Annotated in this window: 11 protein-coding genes and 1 pseudogene; 5 read left to right on the forward strand and 7 right to left on the reverse strand. The window is 62.9% G+C overall.

The features are described 5' to 3' along the window. The 4 genes and pseudogenes from V7116_RS10050 to V7116_RS10065 all read left to right on the forward strand — a co-directional run. Positions 1 to 795: pseudogene (locus V7116_RS10050) on the forward strand (N-acetylglucosamine/diacetylchitobiose ABC transporter substrate-binding protein); the annotation flags it as partial. 188 nt (positions 796 to 983) lie between these two features. Continuing rightward, positions 984 to 1,871 (forward strand): carbohydrate ABC transporter permease, encoded by an 888-nt coding sequence (locus tag V7116_RS10055; protein WP_324391785.1) that lies wholly within the window; start codon positions 984 to 986, stop codon positions 1,869 to 1,871. Between the two features lie 37 nt (positions 1,872 to 1,908). Next, complete coding sequence (locus tag V7116_RS10060; protein WP_324391786.1) at positions 1,909 to 2,814, forward strand: carbohydrate ABC transporter permease; 906 nt, start codon at positions 1,909 to 1,911, stop codon at positions 2,812 to 2,814. Between the two features lie 5 nt (positions 2,815 to 2,819). Further along, positions 2,820 to 4,247: an alpha-L-fucosidase gene (locus V7116_RS10065; RefSeq protein ID WP_324391787.1), complete on the forward strand. Its 1,428-nt coding sequence runs from the start codon at positions 2,820 to 2,822 to the stop codon at positions 4,245 to 4,247. Positions 4,248 to 4,286: 39 nt separating this feature from the next. On the opposite strand, the gene V7116_RS10070 is transcribed toward V7116_RS10065, so the two are convergent. From V7116_RS10070 to V7116_RS10100, 7 genes are all read right to left on the reverse strand, one after another. Beyond that, the gene (locus V7116_RS10070; protein WP_324391788.1) at positions 4,287 to 6,389 is read right to left on the reverse strand and encodes an ADP-ribosylglycohydrolase family protein; all 2,103 of its coding nucleotides are present in this window, start codon (positions 6,387 to 6,389) and stop codon (positions 4,287 to 4,289) included. A 23-nt stretch (positions 6,390 to 6,412) separates the two neighbouring features. Beyond that, positions 6,413 to 8,530 (reverse strand): ADP-ribosylglycohydrolase family protein, encoded by a 2,118-nt coding sequence (locus V7116_RS10075; RefSeq protein ID WP_324391789.1) that lies wholly within the window; start codon positions 8,528 to 8,530, stop codon positions 6,413 to 6,415. Positions 8,531 to 8,540: 10 nt separating this feature from the next. After that, positions 8,541 to 9,377, reverse strand: a complete 837-nt coding sequence (locus tag V7116_RS10080; RefSeq protein WP_324391790.1) for a carbohydrate ABC transporter permease — start codon at positions 9,375 to 9,377, stop codon at positions 8,541 to 8,543. After that, positions 9,374 to 10,234: a carbohydrate ABC transporter permease gene (locus tag V7116_RS10085; protein WP_324391791.1), complete on the reverse strand. Its 861-nt coding sequence runs from the start codon at positions 10,232 to 10,234 to the stop codon at positions 9,374 to 9,376. The genes V7116_RS10080 and V7116_RS10085 overlap by 4 nt, the downstream gene beginning before the upstream one ends. A 123-nt stretch (positions 10,235 to 10,357) precedes the next feature. Further along, positions 10,358 to 11,701, reverse strand: coding sequence for an ABC transporter substrate-binding protein (locus V7116_RS10090; protein WP_324391792.1), 1,344 nt, complete (start codon positions 11,699 to 11,701; stop codon positions 10,358 to 10,360). 127 nt (positions 11,702 to 11,828) lie between these two features. Further along, a complete protein-coding gene (locus tag V7116_RS10095; RefSeq protein WP_324391793.1) occupies positions 11,829 to 12,776 on the reverse strand; it encodes a nucleoside hydrolase in 948 nt (315 codons plus the stop codon). A gap of 26 nt (positions 12,777 to 12,802) precedes the next feature. Continuing rightward, on the reverse strand, positions 12,803 to 13,624 hold the full coding sequence (locus tag V7116_RS10100; RefSeq protein ID WP_324391794.1) for a GntR family transcriptional regulator: 822 nt from the start codon (positions 13,622 to 13,624) through the stop codon (positions 12,803 to 12,805). A 136-nt stretch (positions 13,625 to 13,760) separates the two neighbouring features. Between V7116_RS10100 and V7116_RS10105 the strand changes: the two genes are divergently transcribed. Further along, positions 13,761 to 14,699: a carbohydrate kinase family protein gene (locus tag V7116_RS10105; protein ID WP_324391795.1), complete on the forward strand. Its 939-nt coding sequence runs from the start codon at positions 13,761 to 13,763 to the stop codon at positions 14,697 to 14,699. The last annotated feature ends 30 nt before the right edge of the window (positions 14,700 to 14,729 follow it).

Here is a 14,729-nt window from a genome sequence, read left to right on the forward strand (position 1 = left end):
CTGTGCGACACCATCAAGGAAGAAGACGGCATCGCGCCGTGGACCTACCAGGGCATTTACCCCGGCTACCTGTGGGAAGAAATCCTGGTCCCGCTGATCTACCGTGCAGGCGGCAATGACGCGTTGAAGGCCATCGACAACCTGGAGCCGAATGCGTGGATGACGCCGGAAGTCAAGCGCGCGGTCGAGTCGCTGTACATGATCTACGATCGCGGTTGGCTGCTGAAGGGCACCGTCGGCCTGGATCACACGCAGTCCCAGACCGAATTCTACAAGGGCAGCGCGGCGTTCATCCCGTGCGGAACGTGGCTCGAATCGGAAATGTCCACCATCCTGCCGCCCGACTTCGTGACGCTGGTCGCCAACGTGCCAGGGTACGCCGACAAGCCGGAATACCTCAACGGCGTCGGCACCACGGCGGGCGAGCCGTACTACGTCCCGGCGGGCGCCGAGAATCCCGAGCACGGCATGGAATTCATCCGCATCCTGATGTCGGTGGCGTCGGCGCAGCAGTTCGCGGCCAGCGGCAAGGGTACGATGGCTGTGGCCGGTGGCACGGACGGCGTGGAAATGTCGCCCTTCCTGAATCGCGGCGTCGAGCTGGGTCAGGCTGCCGATGCAGCGATCGACTTCCGCCTGTCTCAGTGGTACAAGCCGGTCGGCAGCGCGCTCGACAGCGCCATCACCGCGCTGATGAGCGGCGACACCGATCCTGACGGCTTCGTCGAGCAGGTCCAGAAGGCCGCCGACGACGTGGCGCAGGACCCGGACATCGCCAAGTTCACCCACGAGTAAGCACACATCTTGGGATACAAGGTCAGAGGATAGCGTTCACCATCTGGGCAAAGAGGTTTGTCGCTATCCTCTGCCTTTCCATAGGCCTATTATAATCGCATCGCACTATTTGACTGCCAGCGGAGCAGAACTGCTGCTCTGTGCGATGGTGCACGCCTTCCCGCTGGCCCAGCCAAGACGTAGATACCATGAAACAAGGACAGAACCGTTTTATCATTTCGTTCCTGATCGTGCCGCTCTTGCTGTACGGAACTTTCGTCCTCGCGCCCTTCGCCGGTGCGTTTGCGATGTCGTTCACCAGGTGGCGCGGACTGTCCCGCAACGTCAGCTTTGCCGGGTTGTACAACTACGACAAGCTGCTCCACGACGACGTGTTCTGGACGATCCTGGGCAACAACGCCAAGATCCTGCTCACCTTCCCCATCATCACGATGGCGATCGCCCTGTTTTTCGCGGCGCTGTTCCACCAGGAAGCGATTCGCGGCGCGACCTTTTTCCGCATCGTGTTCTTTTTCCCGCAGGTCATTTCGGTCTCGATCATCGCCATCCTGTGGAGCTACGTCTACCACCCGACGGTCGGCATCCTGAACGGCTTTTTCGAGCTGATTCATTATGAGCCGCTCCAGCGTTTTCCGTGGCTGGGCGATCCTGACACCATCCTGCCCTGCATCATCGTGATCGCCATCTGGCAGGCGGTCGGCTTTTACATGGTGCTGCTCATCGCCGGGATGCAAAGCATTCCGGGCGAACTGTACGAGGCGGCGCGCATTGACGGAGCGAACTCGTGGAAGCTGTTCTGGCGCATCACCGTGCCGCTGACCTGGGAAACGATCCGCACATCGATCATCTTCATGGCGATCGGCTCGATGGACATGTTCGCCTACGTCCAGATCCTGACGAAAGAGGGCGGCCCCTCGCACAGCGGCGACGTGCTGGCCCGTTACTTATATGACCAGGCGATTTTGCAGAGCAACTTCAGTTATGGCGCGACCATTGGCGTGGTGCTGTTGGTCATCGTGATGTCGCTGTCCGTGATTTCGATGCACCTCACACGGCGCGATCCCTTGTGGAACTGACCCGGACCGGTCTCCTCCAACCTAAAGAGTAAACCTCATGCAGCTTACCAAGACCTCCAACGCCAAGTCCGCCGTCGCCGCGCCAAAACTCAAGCTGGCGGGCAGGCGCACCCTGTTCATGACGCTGATTTACCTCCTGCTGGCGGCGTGGACGGTGGCCGTCGTGTTCCCGATGATCTGGTCAGTAGTGAACTCGTTTAAAACGGACCGCGCGATCTTCTTCGATCCGTGGGCGCTGCCGGACCAGATCCGGTTCGACAACTGGGAACGCGCCTGGACCTCGGCGCGCATCGGGGAGTTTTTCGCCAATACGCTGATCGTCGTCGTGCCTGCGCTGACGCTGACCCTGCTGTTCGCGTCGATGGTCGCCTACGTGATCGCCTGCTTTGAATTTCGCGGGCGCGGGATCGTCTTCTCGGTGTTCGTGGCGGGCATGATGTTCCCCATCTTCCTGGGGCTGGTCCCGCTGTACCTGATCACGCAGGATCTGCACCTGCGCAATTCGTTCATCGGGCTGATCCTCGTCTACATCGCGTATTCGCTGCCATTTACGGTCTTTTTCATGACCGGATTTTTCAGGGGCATCCCGCGCGACTTTCTGGAAGTGTCGGCAGTAGACGGTGCGAACCACTACCAGACGTTCTTCCGCATTATGCTGCCGATGGCGCGGCCCGGACTGGTGTCGGTGGGCATTTTCAACTTCATCAGCATGTGGAACCAGTACATCCTGCCGACGATCATGATCGACAGCGCGATGGAAGGCGAGCGGACCAAGTACGTGTTGGCACAGGGATTGTATTACCTTCAGGCCAAGCAGCAGTTTGCGAACGACTGGAGCGGCCTGTTCGCGGCGGTGACCATCGTGATGGTCCCCACCATGATCGTGTATGCGCTGTTCTTCAACCGGATTCAGGGCGGGTTCGCCGGAGCGCTCAAGGGATGACGGGCATGGATGCAGTGCTGCGGGCGGCTGCCGTACGTCCCTCGCCGCGCCAGATCGCGTGGCAGGAAACCGAGTTTTACGCCTTCATCCACTTCAACATAAACGCGTGGACGGGCCGGGAGTGGGGCACCGGGGACGAAGATCCGGCGCTGTTCAACCCGACCGGGTTCGACGCCGAGCAGTGGGCCAGCGTGATCGAAGCGGGCGGGATGCGCGGGCTGATCCTGACCGCCAAGCATCACGACGGCTTCTGTTTATGGCCCAGCGCGTTGACGGATCACTCGGTCAAAAGCAGCCCGTGGCGCGGAGGCCGGGGCGATGTCGTGCGGGACGTGTCCGAGGCGTGCCGCCGTCACGGGCTGAAGTTCGGGATCTACGTTTCGCCCTGGGACAAGCACGAAGCCTCTTACGGCGATTCGCCCCGTTACAACGCCTATTTCACGAACCAACTGCGCGAGCTGCTCACAAGTTACGGCGAGGTGTTCGCGGTCTGGTTCGACGGCGCGTGCGGCGAAGGGTCGAACAGCAAACGCCAGGAATATGACTGGGACGCTTATTACGCCGTCGTGCGCGAGCTTCAGCCTAACGCGGTGATCTCGGTCTGCGGGCCGGACACGCGCTGGTGTGGCAACGAAGCGGGCCACTGCCGTCCCAGCGAATGGAGCGTCGTGCCCGCCAGCCTGCGCGACAACGAGAAGATCGCTGAAAAGTCGCAGCAGCAGGACGACGAGGCGTTTCGCGTCCGGTTCAACAGCACGGATAACGACCTGGGCAGCCGCGCGAAAATCGCGGAGGTGGACGATCTGGTCTGGTATCCCGCCGAGGTCAACATCTCGATCCGGCCCGGCTGGTTCTATCACGCCGAGGAAGACGATCAGGTGCGCGGGCTGGACGAACTGCTCGGTATTTATTTCAACGCAGTCGGCGGCAACGCGACGTTTTTACTTAACTTTCCGCCGGACCCGCGCGGCCTGATCCACGAGCACGACGCGCAGCGCGCCCGCGAGCTGGGCACGCTGCTGCGAGAGATTTTTGAGCGGAATCTGGCGCGGGATGCCTCCGTATCCGCCGATCCGCCGGGGTCCGGCGAGCACGCGGCGGAAAATATTCTCGATGGCGGCACGGCTGCGTTCTGGACCCCAGCGGACGGGCAGGAACAGGCCGTGCTCACGATCAATCTGCCGGAGCCGCGCACGTTCAACGTCGCCATGCTTCAGGAGCACATTCGCAGCGGGCAGCGCATCGAGCGCTTCCGGCTGTCGGCGCTGATAGGCGATACGTGGCGCGTGGTCGGGGAATCGACCGTGATCGGCTACAAGCGCCTGCTGCGTTTTGCGCCGGTCACCGCGCAGCGGATCCGCATCGAGATTCTCGAATCGCGCATCCGCCCAACGCTGGCAGCCTTCGGCATTTTTTACCACCCAAAACTTTAGATGCGCGCCACACTTGGCGGCAGATACCGCGTTAAACGCCTACAGCGCCGCGACGCGGAAGCCGTCCGCGAGGATCGTACCGCGCTCGACGACGAACCCGGCTCCGCCGCGCGCGTGCCGCCCCTCAGGATCGCGCGTTTCCAGCATGCGCGCACCGTCAATCGACAGCACCAGCGCATCACCCTGCGCCTCGAACCGCAGCGCGTAGACACGATCCATCTCGTACGGAAACGGCACTGACGCCAGCGTTTCGACCACATTATCGCGCCGGGCGATGATCGACGAGGTCGTGCCGCCGGACAGGATCGCGGCGTAGTAGCGCCGGTGCCCCTTGCTGCGCAGGACCAGACCGCCCGCTTCGTGCAGGCTGAACGCGATACCGCTCTCCACGCTGTAATCGGCCCAGTCCTGCGTGCCCATGGTGACCACGCCGTTGTCTATCGTATGCGAGATGCAGTAGGTATAGGTGAAGTCGGGTGCGAACTGCCGCGCCGAACTCACCCACGCCTGCAACCAGTAGGGCGCGAGGTTCCAGATCGAGGTCATCAGCATACCCTGCTGCTCGAACGCAGCGGGCGCGCCGTCCCAGTCCAGGTCGAGGAAACCGATTCGCCCGTCCAGGCGCCGGTCCGCGACCAGCTCGATCCCCAGCCGGAAGATCGGCATGCCGCCCGTATCGGGCACGGTCCATTCGAGCGCGTTCACACCGCGCACCAGATCGAACAGATCGCCCGCCATGCGGCGGACTTCGTTATCGGAGTCGTAGTACAGCACGTAAAACCGCAGGCGCGGGTTCACACCCGCGAACGCTTTGACGTGCGCCCGCACCGTTTGTGTGGCATAGAGGGTCGGGCTGGCGATCGTGGCAAAGTTATTCGCCAATACACTGAAATCGAGGAATACGGGCGTGGACACCTGGCACGCCACCCCCTGCGCTAAAGCGCAATACTCGATCGCCAGCCCGCTTTCATCAGAGGACTCGTTCAGGTTGCCGACACGCGCCACGGGATAGGGCGCATCGCCATAGGGGCACGGGACAAAACCCTGCGTAGAGCCGGGATAGTCGAAGCTGTAGCGCGGCCCGCGTGCGGGAACCGGCTCGCCGTTCAACGCCGCCGCCGCACGCACGATGCCGTTGGTCTGCTGCACGGCGTCCGTCACGCACGAGCCGCCGTCCGCCGTCACCACGTAGAGCAGATCCGCGACCGGCGCGCGAAAATCCGCCCCGCCGCGCAGCCCCTCCAGCCCCAGCCGGATGCCGTTCAGGCAGCCGACGTTGCCCGCGTTACAGTCGGTATCCCATGCCGCCGACGCCCCGATCGTGACGCTGCGCTGGAAGTCGTCGCCGCCCAACAGCAGCGCGCTGAGCACCATCGCGTGGTTGGGGATGATGTGGCACGGGCCGGGACATACGCCGTAGCCATAACGCGGATCGAGCCACGCGCGCACGGCGCGCCAGTCGGATTCCTGCGCGCAGATCATGCGCACGTCATCGATCAATTTCTTCAGCGTGGCCAAGGTCACGTAAGGCAGCGCGCCCTCGATCAGATCATCCAGCGCGCGCACGTCGAATGCCAGCGCTTCCATCGCCGCCAGAAAACACGCCGCCTCGACCGCGATCCCGTCGTGGCTGACCGACGCCGCCGCGCGCACCAGCGCCACCGCGCGGTCGGGGTCGCCGGGCGAGGTCATCGCAAACGCGTCCATGAAAATCTGTGCGCCGATCTGCTGCGCGATGGTCGGGCCGTTCAGCGCGATCGATCCGCTGCGCGGCGCGGGGACGCCGTCCTTCAGGCGCAGGTAGGCGGTGTGCTCGGTCGAGCGCCCCAGTCCGCCCCACCACAGGATGGTCTTGTCTTCGATGATGTAATTCAGCCAGGCTTGCCCGACCTGCTGCGGGGTCAGGTCCACCGGATAGCCGTTGTCTTCCAGCGCGCGGAAAAACCCAAACGTACCGGAGAGATCGTCGTCGGCCACCACCAGCGGCGCGCCGATGCGGTCGTGCACGTAATAATCGACTTCACCGAAGACTTCCTGAATCTTTTCGTAGGACCAGCCCTCGACCGGACGGCCCAGGTAGACCCCGATCATCTTGCCCAGCACGCCCGCGTACATCTGCGCGGCGTAACGTTCGATACCCATGTATCCCGTCTCCATCGATTCCATCAAATCCGCGCGACACTGAAGCCGTCGCACAGGATGCCACCCTCGTCCACCACGAAACCCGCCCCGCCGGACGGATACTCGCCGTCCACCGCTTCCGCGACCTGCTGCCCGTCCACGAGCATCACCAGCCGGTCCCCCTGGACGCGCAGCGCCAGCGCGTGCGTCTCGTCCACGGCGTAGCCCTGCCGCCCGGCGGCCAGTACGATCATGTCCTCGTCACGGCGCTTGAGGATCACGGCCTGCCCGTCGCGGATCGCCGCCGCGTAGTAGCGCCGGTGTCCCCTGGCGCGCGCCACGAGTCCCGCCGCACGCTGCTGCAAAAACGTGATCGTCGAGGCGACCTCGTAGTCCGCCCAGTCGCGCGTGCCGGTCGTGATCACGCCGTTTTCGGTCGGATGCGAGAGTGAAAGCGTCGTGGTGTAGTCGGGCGCGAGGTTACGCGCGGAGCTGACGAAGGTGTTCATCCAGGTGGTGACGGTCGTCCAGGGCGTCAGCGAGGGCGAGAGATCCATCGAGCGGCCCATGACGAAACGCTCCGGCGCGCCGGACCAGTCCAGGCTCAGCAGCGCAATCGCCCCATCGAGCCTGCGCGCGGCGGTCAGCATGAGGCCCAGGCGATAGATCGGGTGGCCGCCCGTATCCGGCACGGTCCATTCCAGGTCGTTGATCCCGCTCGCCAGCGCAAACGGTTCGCCGGTCAGGGTAGCGATCTCGTCGTTTTCGTCGTAGTAATCGACGAAAAACGCCAGCCCCGGATTGCCCTCGTCGTACGTTTTGACCACAGCGCGCACGGTCTGCGTCGGGTACAGGGTCGGGCTGGCGATCACCTCGAAGTAGCTGGTCCCTTTGGCACCCTTCGGCTCCGGGTCTACGAACGTCTGCACCGAAACGGTCCCGCGCGTGCCGGGCGCAAGCCCTTCGTAGAGGATCATCAGCCCCGCGTCGCCAGAGGTGTGCGCCGCATTTTCGACGCGCGTCACCGCCTGCCCCAGGATGGGTGCCGGGTGGATGGCGAAGCCCTGCGTCGATCCCGCATACTCGAAGGCGTAGCGCGCAGAAGGCAGCTCGACTGCCTCCCCGCGCAGCGCTGCCGCCGCGTTCACAATCTTGCGCGTCTCGATCACGGCATCCGTGAAGCACTCGCCGCCATCGGCGCTAACCACCAGCATCCGATCCCCCACGGGCTTGCGCAGATCCGCCCCGGCATCCAGGGCAGGCAATCCCAGCCGGATCGCGTTCAAGCAGCCGACATTGCCCGCGTTGCAGTCCGTGTCCCAGCCCGCCGACGCCGCGATCATGATGCTGCGCTGGAAGTCGTCGCCGCCCATCATCAGCGCCATCAGCACCGCGAGGTGATTGGTCGCCATCGGACAGTTGCCGGGGTAGCGCTCGTAGCCGTGATGCTGCGCGATCCAGTCGCGCGCGGCGCGCCAGTCGTCCGTTTTGGCGCAGACGTCGATCATGTCGCCCGCCATGCGCAGCAGACGCGCATCGGACGTCATGCTGAGTCCCTGCTCGATCAGCACATCCAGGCGCGGCTCGTCAAAGGCCAGCGCTTCCATCGCGGCCAGCACGCACGCCGCCTCGACCGCCAGTCCATCGTGGCTGACCGACGCGGCTTCGCGCGCCATCGCAACGGCCCGCTCCGGGTCGCCGGGGTTGACCATTGCCCACGTATCGACGAAGATCTCCGCGCCGATCTGCTCCGCCATCGACTGCCCGTTGAGCGCGATCGATCCGCTCTGCGGCGCGGGAATGCCCGCCTTCAGGCGCAAAAACGCGGTGTGCTCGGTGGAACGGCTCAGACCGCCCCACCACAGGATCGTCTTGTCCTCGATGACGTAGTTCAGCCACGTTTCGCCCACCTGCCGCGCAGTGATGGCGGCGGGATAGGCGTTATCGGCCAGGGCGCGGTAAAACACAAACGTGCCGGAGATGTCATCGTCGGGCACGATCAGCGGCATGCCAATGTTCTCGTTGACGTAAAAATCCACCGTGCCGAAGCGCGACCGGATCGCGTCGTAGGTCCAGCCTTCGACGGCACGCCCCAGATACACTCCGATGATCTTGCCCAACACGCCCGCGTAAATCTGCTCTCGATACTGCGCAACCGGCATCCTTCGTCCTTTACCCTTTCAACGCCCCACTGACCAGCCCGTCGATGAAGTAACGCTGCACCGCGACGAAAAACACGATCACCGGGCCGATCATGATCACGGCGGCGGCCATCATCAGCCCCTGATCGACGGTATAGGTGCCGTTCATCGACAGGAAGCCCAGCGTCGCGGTGAAGTTCGACTGTCCCTGCAAAAACGTCGAGGTGATCAGGTACTCGTTCCATGACTGCAAGCCCACGATCACCGCGACCGTGATCAGCCCCGGCGACACCAGCGGCAGCATCACGCGCAGCAGGAGCTGCATCGTGCCTGCGCCGTCGATCATGGCGGCTTCTTCCAGCTCGACTGGCACGTTCAGGAAAAACGACCGCATCAGGAACACGGCCAGCGGCAGGTTCAGCGCGGCCAGCACCACGCCCACCGCGTAGACGCTGCCCAGCAGATGCAGCCGGGCGAAAACGTAGTACAGGGGAAACATGAATAACTGTATGGGCACGGTCATGGCGACCATGAAATAAATCATGATCAGCGGCCACGTCCTGATCTTTTTGCCCGCCAGCACGTACCCGGCCAGCGACGAACATACCAGCACGGTCAGGATCGCCGTGCCGGACAGCTTGATGCTGTTGATGAAGCCCTGCTGGAAATGCCCGAACTCCCACGCTTCGGAATAATTCTCCCAGTCGAGCGCCTGCGGCAGCGCCAGCGGATTCTTGACGACCTCACGGTGCGTCTTGAGGCTGTTGACCGCCACCAGCGACAGCGGAAACAGCGCCGTCAGCGCGAACAGGATCAGGATCAGGTGTGCCGTCGTGTTCCCGATCCCCTGTGACAGCCGGTATCTCATGCCGCAATATCCTTTCGACTGAGCCAGACGTACAGGAAGGAGGCGGACAGGCCGAACAGACTCATCACCAGCCCCACCGCCGACGCCTTACCGAACTGGAACGTCAGAAAAGCAAACGTATAGGCGTAGGTGCTCAGCATCTCCGTCGCGTGGGCGGGGCCGCCGCCTGTCAGCAGGTAGACGTAGTCGAACGTCAGGAAGGAAAAGATGATGATCATGACGAACATCAACTGCACGGTGGGCCGGATCGACGGCAGGTAAATGTGGCGGAACAACTGCCAGCCGTTCGCGCCCTCCACCCGCGCCGCTTCGACCAATTCCTGCGGCGTCTGGCGCAGCGCAGCGAGGTAGACGATTGTCAGGAAGCCCCAATAGTGCCAGATATCGACCGTGGCGACGGTGTAGAGCGCCGTATCGAGGTTGCCCAACGGCGAGCGGATCGGAAAGCCGTAGTCGCGCAGGTAGCCCACGACGCCCGTCAGCGGGTTCAGCATGATGTTCAGCCACAGGATTGCGTTGGTGACGGGGGCCAGCACGTAGGGGAACAAAAAGATGATCTGGTACGCAGTCCGGCCTCGTTTGCGCCGCAGCAGCAGGACTGCCGTCAGCATCCCGATGAACACCGGGATGGTCAGAAACAGCACCGTCCAGCGAAAGTTATTGGTCAGCGCCTGCCAGAATACTTTATCGTCAAAAATAGCTCGATAGTTGCCAAACCCGATCCAGTTCATGTGCGGCGAGACGCCGTTCCAGTCCGTGAATGACACGTAGACGGTCAACAGGCCTGGAACGGCGATAATCGACAGGCTGAGGAGCAGCGCAGGCATCACCAACAGATGGTAGCGAAGCGACTTCATACGCAAGATCCTTTATGCACGACAGAGATGCCTGACCGAACGGCTGTGTGCCGGACGTCCCCAGCCCGGCACACAGCGCTCTCCGTTCGTTACCGGTCGGGCGCCGCGCAGCGCCCGATCGTCCTATTCACCCGGGGCGGGGATAGGCGGAACCATCTGTTTCTCAAGCTCCTCAGCAAACACCTCGTCGATGCGCGTCAGGAACTCATCGACCGAAGCCGTATCGAGCCAGACCGTATCGACGTTGATGAACTCCTGCTGAGTCGCGGGCGGGAAGAACGTCGCGGAGAAGTAGCCGAAGTGGCCTTCGTTGACGGCGTTGATCATGTCCTGAATGGCGATGATATACTCACGCGAGAGGCCCGTGAAGTCGTCGGGGTTCACGTCCAGTTCCTTCACCGGCACGCCCCAGTACCCCGGCCAGCGCGCGGTCATCTGAACCAGGAAGTCCTGAGTCATCATGCGGTCGATGATGGCCGCAGCAGCCTCCTTATGGTCGGAATTACCGTTGATCGACAGAGACGCGGTGGTCCCCAGGGTGTAGAGCGGGTACGGCAGATCGCCGATGGACGGGAACGGGATGAAGCCCAGATCGTCCACGTTGCCGCTCTCTTCGTTGAAGAACTGTGTCGCAAACTGGAAGACGAGCGTCGGGCCGATGAAGAACGGCGATTCGTGCGCGGCCAGAAGCTGCACGGCGTCGTTGAAGTTAAGGTTGATGTAGTCTTCCCCGGCCAGATAGCCCTTCTGGTACCACTCCGCCGACTTTGCGATCGCGGCGGCGATTTCGGGCGAGTTCCACGAACGTGCACCGGTCAGCGCCTCATAGACGGCTTCCGGCCCGGCCATGTGGGTCAGGAACAGCGAGGTGTAGTTTTCGTTAACGGGCCGCCAGCCCTTGTTGCCGGTGACGGAAGCGTAGAGACCCTCTTCCATCGCGGCATCCATGATCGCTTCCAGTTCCTCGATCGTGGTCGGCGGCTCCCAGCCATATTCCTCAAGGACGGCCTTGTTATAGAAGATACCGAGCGTGTTCAGCGAGTTAGGCAGCGCGTACAGCTCGCCGTTGACTGTGCCCGATTCGTAAATCGGGGCCAGAATACGATCTTGCCAGCCGTACTGCTCGGAATACTTGTCCATCGATTCCAGCTTACCGGCGGCGGCATAGGGCGCGACGAACGACGGGCCAGACCCGTAGACGATATCCGGACCTTCACCGGCGGCTAACGCCACAGCGATATCGTTGTCTACGGTGTTGCGGAACTCGAGCACCAGCTCGTATTCATCTTGCGACGCGTTATAGGGTTCGACGAGCACTTCGTTCATGGTCACTTGATGCTCCGGGGGAGCGCCCCAGAACCACATCGTGACCGTTTCGCGCTGGCGCGCCTGGGCGGTCGCGCCGCCGGCCAGCGTGCTCAACAGCAGCACGGCGACCAGCACCAATGTTATTTTTTTCGTCTTCATCGGGCATTCTCCTTATGGCGGGCTGTCGGGGGAAACGGGAAACAAGCACGCACAATCGTCCTGCGAAAACGTCTCCTTTCTGGTGGGACCATCAGGTTCACCGCCGTTTCTCTTACCGGCTCCAGCGTTACTGGCAAAGCGTCGTCACGACAAGGTTGCGGAAGGCGTCAAAATCAGCCCCGCGCGCCGCATTGATCGCAGGAAGATGAGTCCAACGGAAGTTGCTGCGAATATCGGTGACGGTTTCACCGCGCGTCAGTTCGCCCTGTGTTTCGATGTCCACGTGAATCGTGGTGAAGTCGAACAACTCCGGGTAGAGGGCCGCCGCGATCGCGGTTGAGTCGATCAGCGCGGTATAGGTTCCAAAGCCGCGCCCCGTGGTAAAAGCGATGATGCCCAGCGCGAACTTCGCTTCGGGTGTCGTCGCTGCTTTCAGGTGGTCGATCTCCGGCTCTAGCAGGTTGATGTCGTGGTGGGTCGCCACATCCAGCCCCAGCGCCGACAGCGCAAACCCGGCATGGAACACCAGCTTGGCCGCTTCGGGATCGACGTAGATGTTCCACTCGCTGACGGGGTTATCGCCCGTGGCGTTGAGCGCCGCGCTGCGATCGAAGCCGAACGCGCCGCCGATGATGATGAGCTGTGAGACTTTCTTGGGCAGATCGGGGTCCTGCATCAGCGCCAGCGCGACGTTGGTCAGCGGTCCGGTGGCGATCAGGGTAATGTCGCCCGCACAGCGGTTGACCGTTTCTACGATGACGTTCGGCGCGTAAGGGATGCTGGCGGGCAGGTCCGGCTCCGGCAGGTTGGTATTTCCAAGCCCGTCCGCGCCATGCGAGAATGGGTCGGACGGAAAGGGGCGGATCAGCGGCTTCAGCGGCCCCTGTCCCATCGGGATCGGGTCCGCGCCCAGCAGCGCCAGCACCTTCCGCGCGTTGCGATAGCAGCGATCCGCCGTCAGATTGCCGGTGACGGTCGTGATGGCCTCAATCGCCATTCCCCCAGACTTGACGGCGAGGATCAGGGCCAGCGCATCGTCGATTCCGGGATCGCAGTCGATCAGCACTCGTTTCATGAGCAGCCCTCCTGGCTGGGCGGCGGTCAATCTTCAGGCATCGGCACAGAGTCACTGGTCAGGCCAATCCGCATGCCATAGCGCTGATCGGTCGATTCATGCGCGAACGGCGAGCGGAAATTGAAGCGGATGCGGTCTCCCAGCCACTCGGTGATCGAGTATTCGAGTGGGGTCCCATCCGCCAGATACGACACGGATTGCAGCAAGATCATGGGGGTATCGAGTCCCCCATCCAGTTCCAGCAGGGCCAGCGTCTCGCGCGTGCCGCGCACCGCTTCCAGCCAGTTATCGGCATAGGCGGGCACCAGCCCGTACCGCTCGCGCAGCGTCTTGGACAGCGATTCGTCCACCAATCGCTGCTCCGTGATGCCGGGGCAGAGCGAATGATCGAACCAGGAGCGGTTGAGGGCGGCGGGCTGGTCGCCAATGAGCAAGATGCGCTTCAAATAGGCGATGGACGTCGAGGGCGTCACGCGCAAACTTTCCTGCACCTGCGGCGTCGGCCCTGGAAAAGTGTGCGTCTCGACGATCTGCGACGACGTCACCAGACCCCGGCTGTGCAGCCGCCCGGCCATGATGTGCGGCAGGCTCTGGTCGTGCACGAGCGGGATCGGCTTCTGGCTGATGAACGTGCCGCTGCCCTGCCGTCGTTCCAAAATGCCGTCCTTCGCCAGCTCCGCAAGCGCCTGGCGCATCGTCACGCGGCTGACGCCGTACTGTTTGGCGAGTGCCGTCTCGGACGGGATGTTTTCCCCGGCTTTCCACTCCTGTTGCGCGATACGCCCCTGAATATCGAGCGCAATCTGGTAGTAGGCCGGGACGGGCGACTCTCGATCGATCTTCCCCATGCTGCTCCACCCTGTTTTTTTGATGAAGACGTTTAAGTTCAGAGCAAAAACGGCATCTTTACATCCACACCAACTTGTTTTATTGTATAGACGTCTATTCGAGATGTCAATTGGTCAGCCTGCATAGGAAATCGTTATGCAACCAGTTCAGTATGTGTCGGTTGCCAATATCATTAGCGACGACCTTATTCTGTCCGATGGTGAGCGCCGCCTGGGGCTGTTAGGCGGCGCGGGGACGTATGCGGCGGCGGGCATGCGCCTGTGGTCCGATGCCGTGGGCATCGTTTCCGGCGTAGGTGAAGACTTCGATGCACTGCTGGGCGGCTGGTTCCGCCAGAACGGGATCGACACGCGGGGCCTGGACGTACGCGCCCCACAAACGCCCCACTCCACCATCAATTACGCCTCCGACGACGACCGCGTCGAAGATCCGCAGTTTGGACCGGAACACTTCAAGCGCATGGAGCCGACCCTGGCCGATCTGCCGCCCGTGTACCACAAAGCGCGCGGGCTGTACCTGTTCCGCGACGCCAATCCCGCGTACTGGGACCTTGTGTATGCCTTCCAAGCCACCGCGACGCGCCGCCCGATCATCGTATGGGAGCTGCACACGGGCGCGGCGGACGCGCGGCAGTGGGATGCAGCGGCGGCGATCCTGGCACGGATCGACCTCGTGTCGCTCAACATCGCTGAAGCCCGCGCACTGTGCGGCCTCGCGGAACCGCGCGACATTGTGCGAAAATTGCTCGCCACGGGCGTGAGCGCCGTCGCGCTGCGCCTCGGCGCGGAGGGCACGATCGCCGCCGACCAGCATGTGATGTGGCGCATCCCGATCTATCCGGTCGAGGTGATGGACGTCACCGGCGCAGGGAACGCCTTCACGGGCGGTTTCCTCGTCGGCTACTGCATGTCTGGCGGCGATGTCCGGCGCGCGGGGTGCTGGGGCGCGGCTGCGGCGTCGTTCATGCTGGAACAGTTCGGGCCGCCGCGCTGCATTGACGCCGCACTGGAGCACGAAGCCCGGCGGCGCGCCGATCGGCTGGAACCCATCCGGCTCAACCAGACCACCCTTTAGCGGATTCAACACGAACAGGACAAAGTAGGC

It is taken from the genome of Aggregatilinea sp., assembly GCF_036822615.1.
In the GTDB taxonomy this organism is placed as follows: domain Bacteria; phylum Chloroflexota; class Anaerolineae; order Aggregatilineales; family Aggregatilineaceae; genus Aggregatilinea.

Excerpts from the sequence above, each read along its gene's own strand:
- V7116_RS10060 (WP_324391786.1), top strand. The coding sequence starts at position 1,909 with ATGCAGCTTACCAAGACCTCCAACGCCAAGTCCGCCGTCGCCGCGCCA.
- V7116_RS10095 (WP_324391793.1), bottom strand. The coding sequence starts at position 12,776 with ATGAAACGAGTGCTGATCGACTGCGATCCCGGAATCGACGATGCGCTG.
- V7116_RS10065 (WP_324391787.1), top strand. The coding sequence starts at position 2,820 with ATGGATGCAGTGCTGCGGGCGGCTGCCGTACGTCCCTCGCCGCGCCAG.
- V7116_RS10080 (WP_324391790.1), bottom strand. The coding sequence starts at position 9,377 with ATGAGATACCGGCTGTCACAGGGGATCGGGAACACGACGGCACACCTG.
- V7116_RS10105 (WP_324391795.1), top strand. The coding sequence starts at position 13,761 with ATGCAACCAGTTCAGTATGTGTCGGTTGCCAATATCATTAGCGACGAC.
- V7116_RS10085 (WP_324391791.1), bottom strand. The coding sequence starts at position 10,234 with ATGAAGTCGCTTCGCTACCATCTGTTGGTGATGCCTGCGCTGCTCCTC.
- V7116_RS10100 (WP_324391794.1), bottom strand. The coding sequence starts at position 13,624 with ATGGGGAAGATCGATCGAGAGTCGCCCGTCCCGGCCTACTACCAGATT.
- V7116_RS10075 (WP_324391789.1), bottom strand. The coding sequence starts at position 8,530 with ATGCCGGTTGCGCAGTATCGAGAGCAGATTTACGCGGGCGTGTTGGGC.
- V7116_RS10070 (WP_324391788.1), bottom strand. The coding sequence starts at position 6,389 with ATGGGTATCGAACGTTACGCCGCGCAGATGTACGCGGGCGTGCTGGGC.
- V7116_RS10055 (WP_324391785.1), top strand. The coding sequence starts at position 984 with ATGAAACAAGGACAGAACCGTTTTATCATTTCGTTCCTGATCGTGCCG.
- V7116_RS10090 (WP_324391792.1), bottom strand. The coding sequence starts at position 11,701 with ATGAAGACGAAAAAAATAACATTGGTGCTGGTCGCCGTGCTGCTGTTG.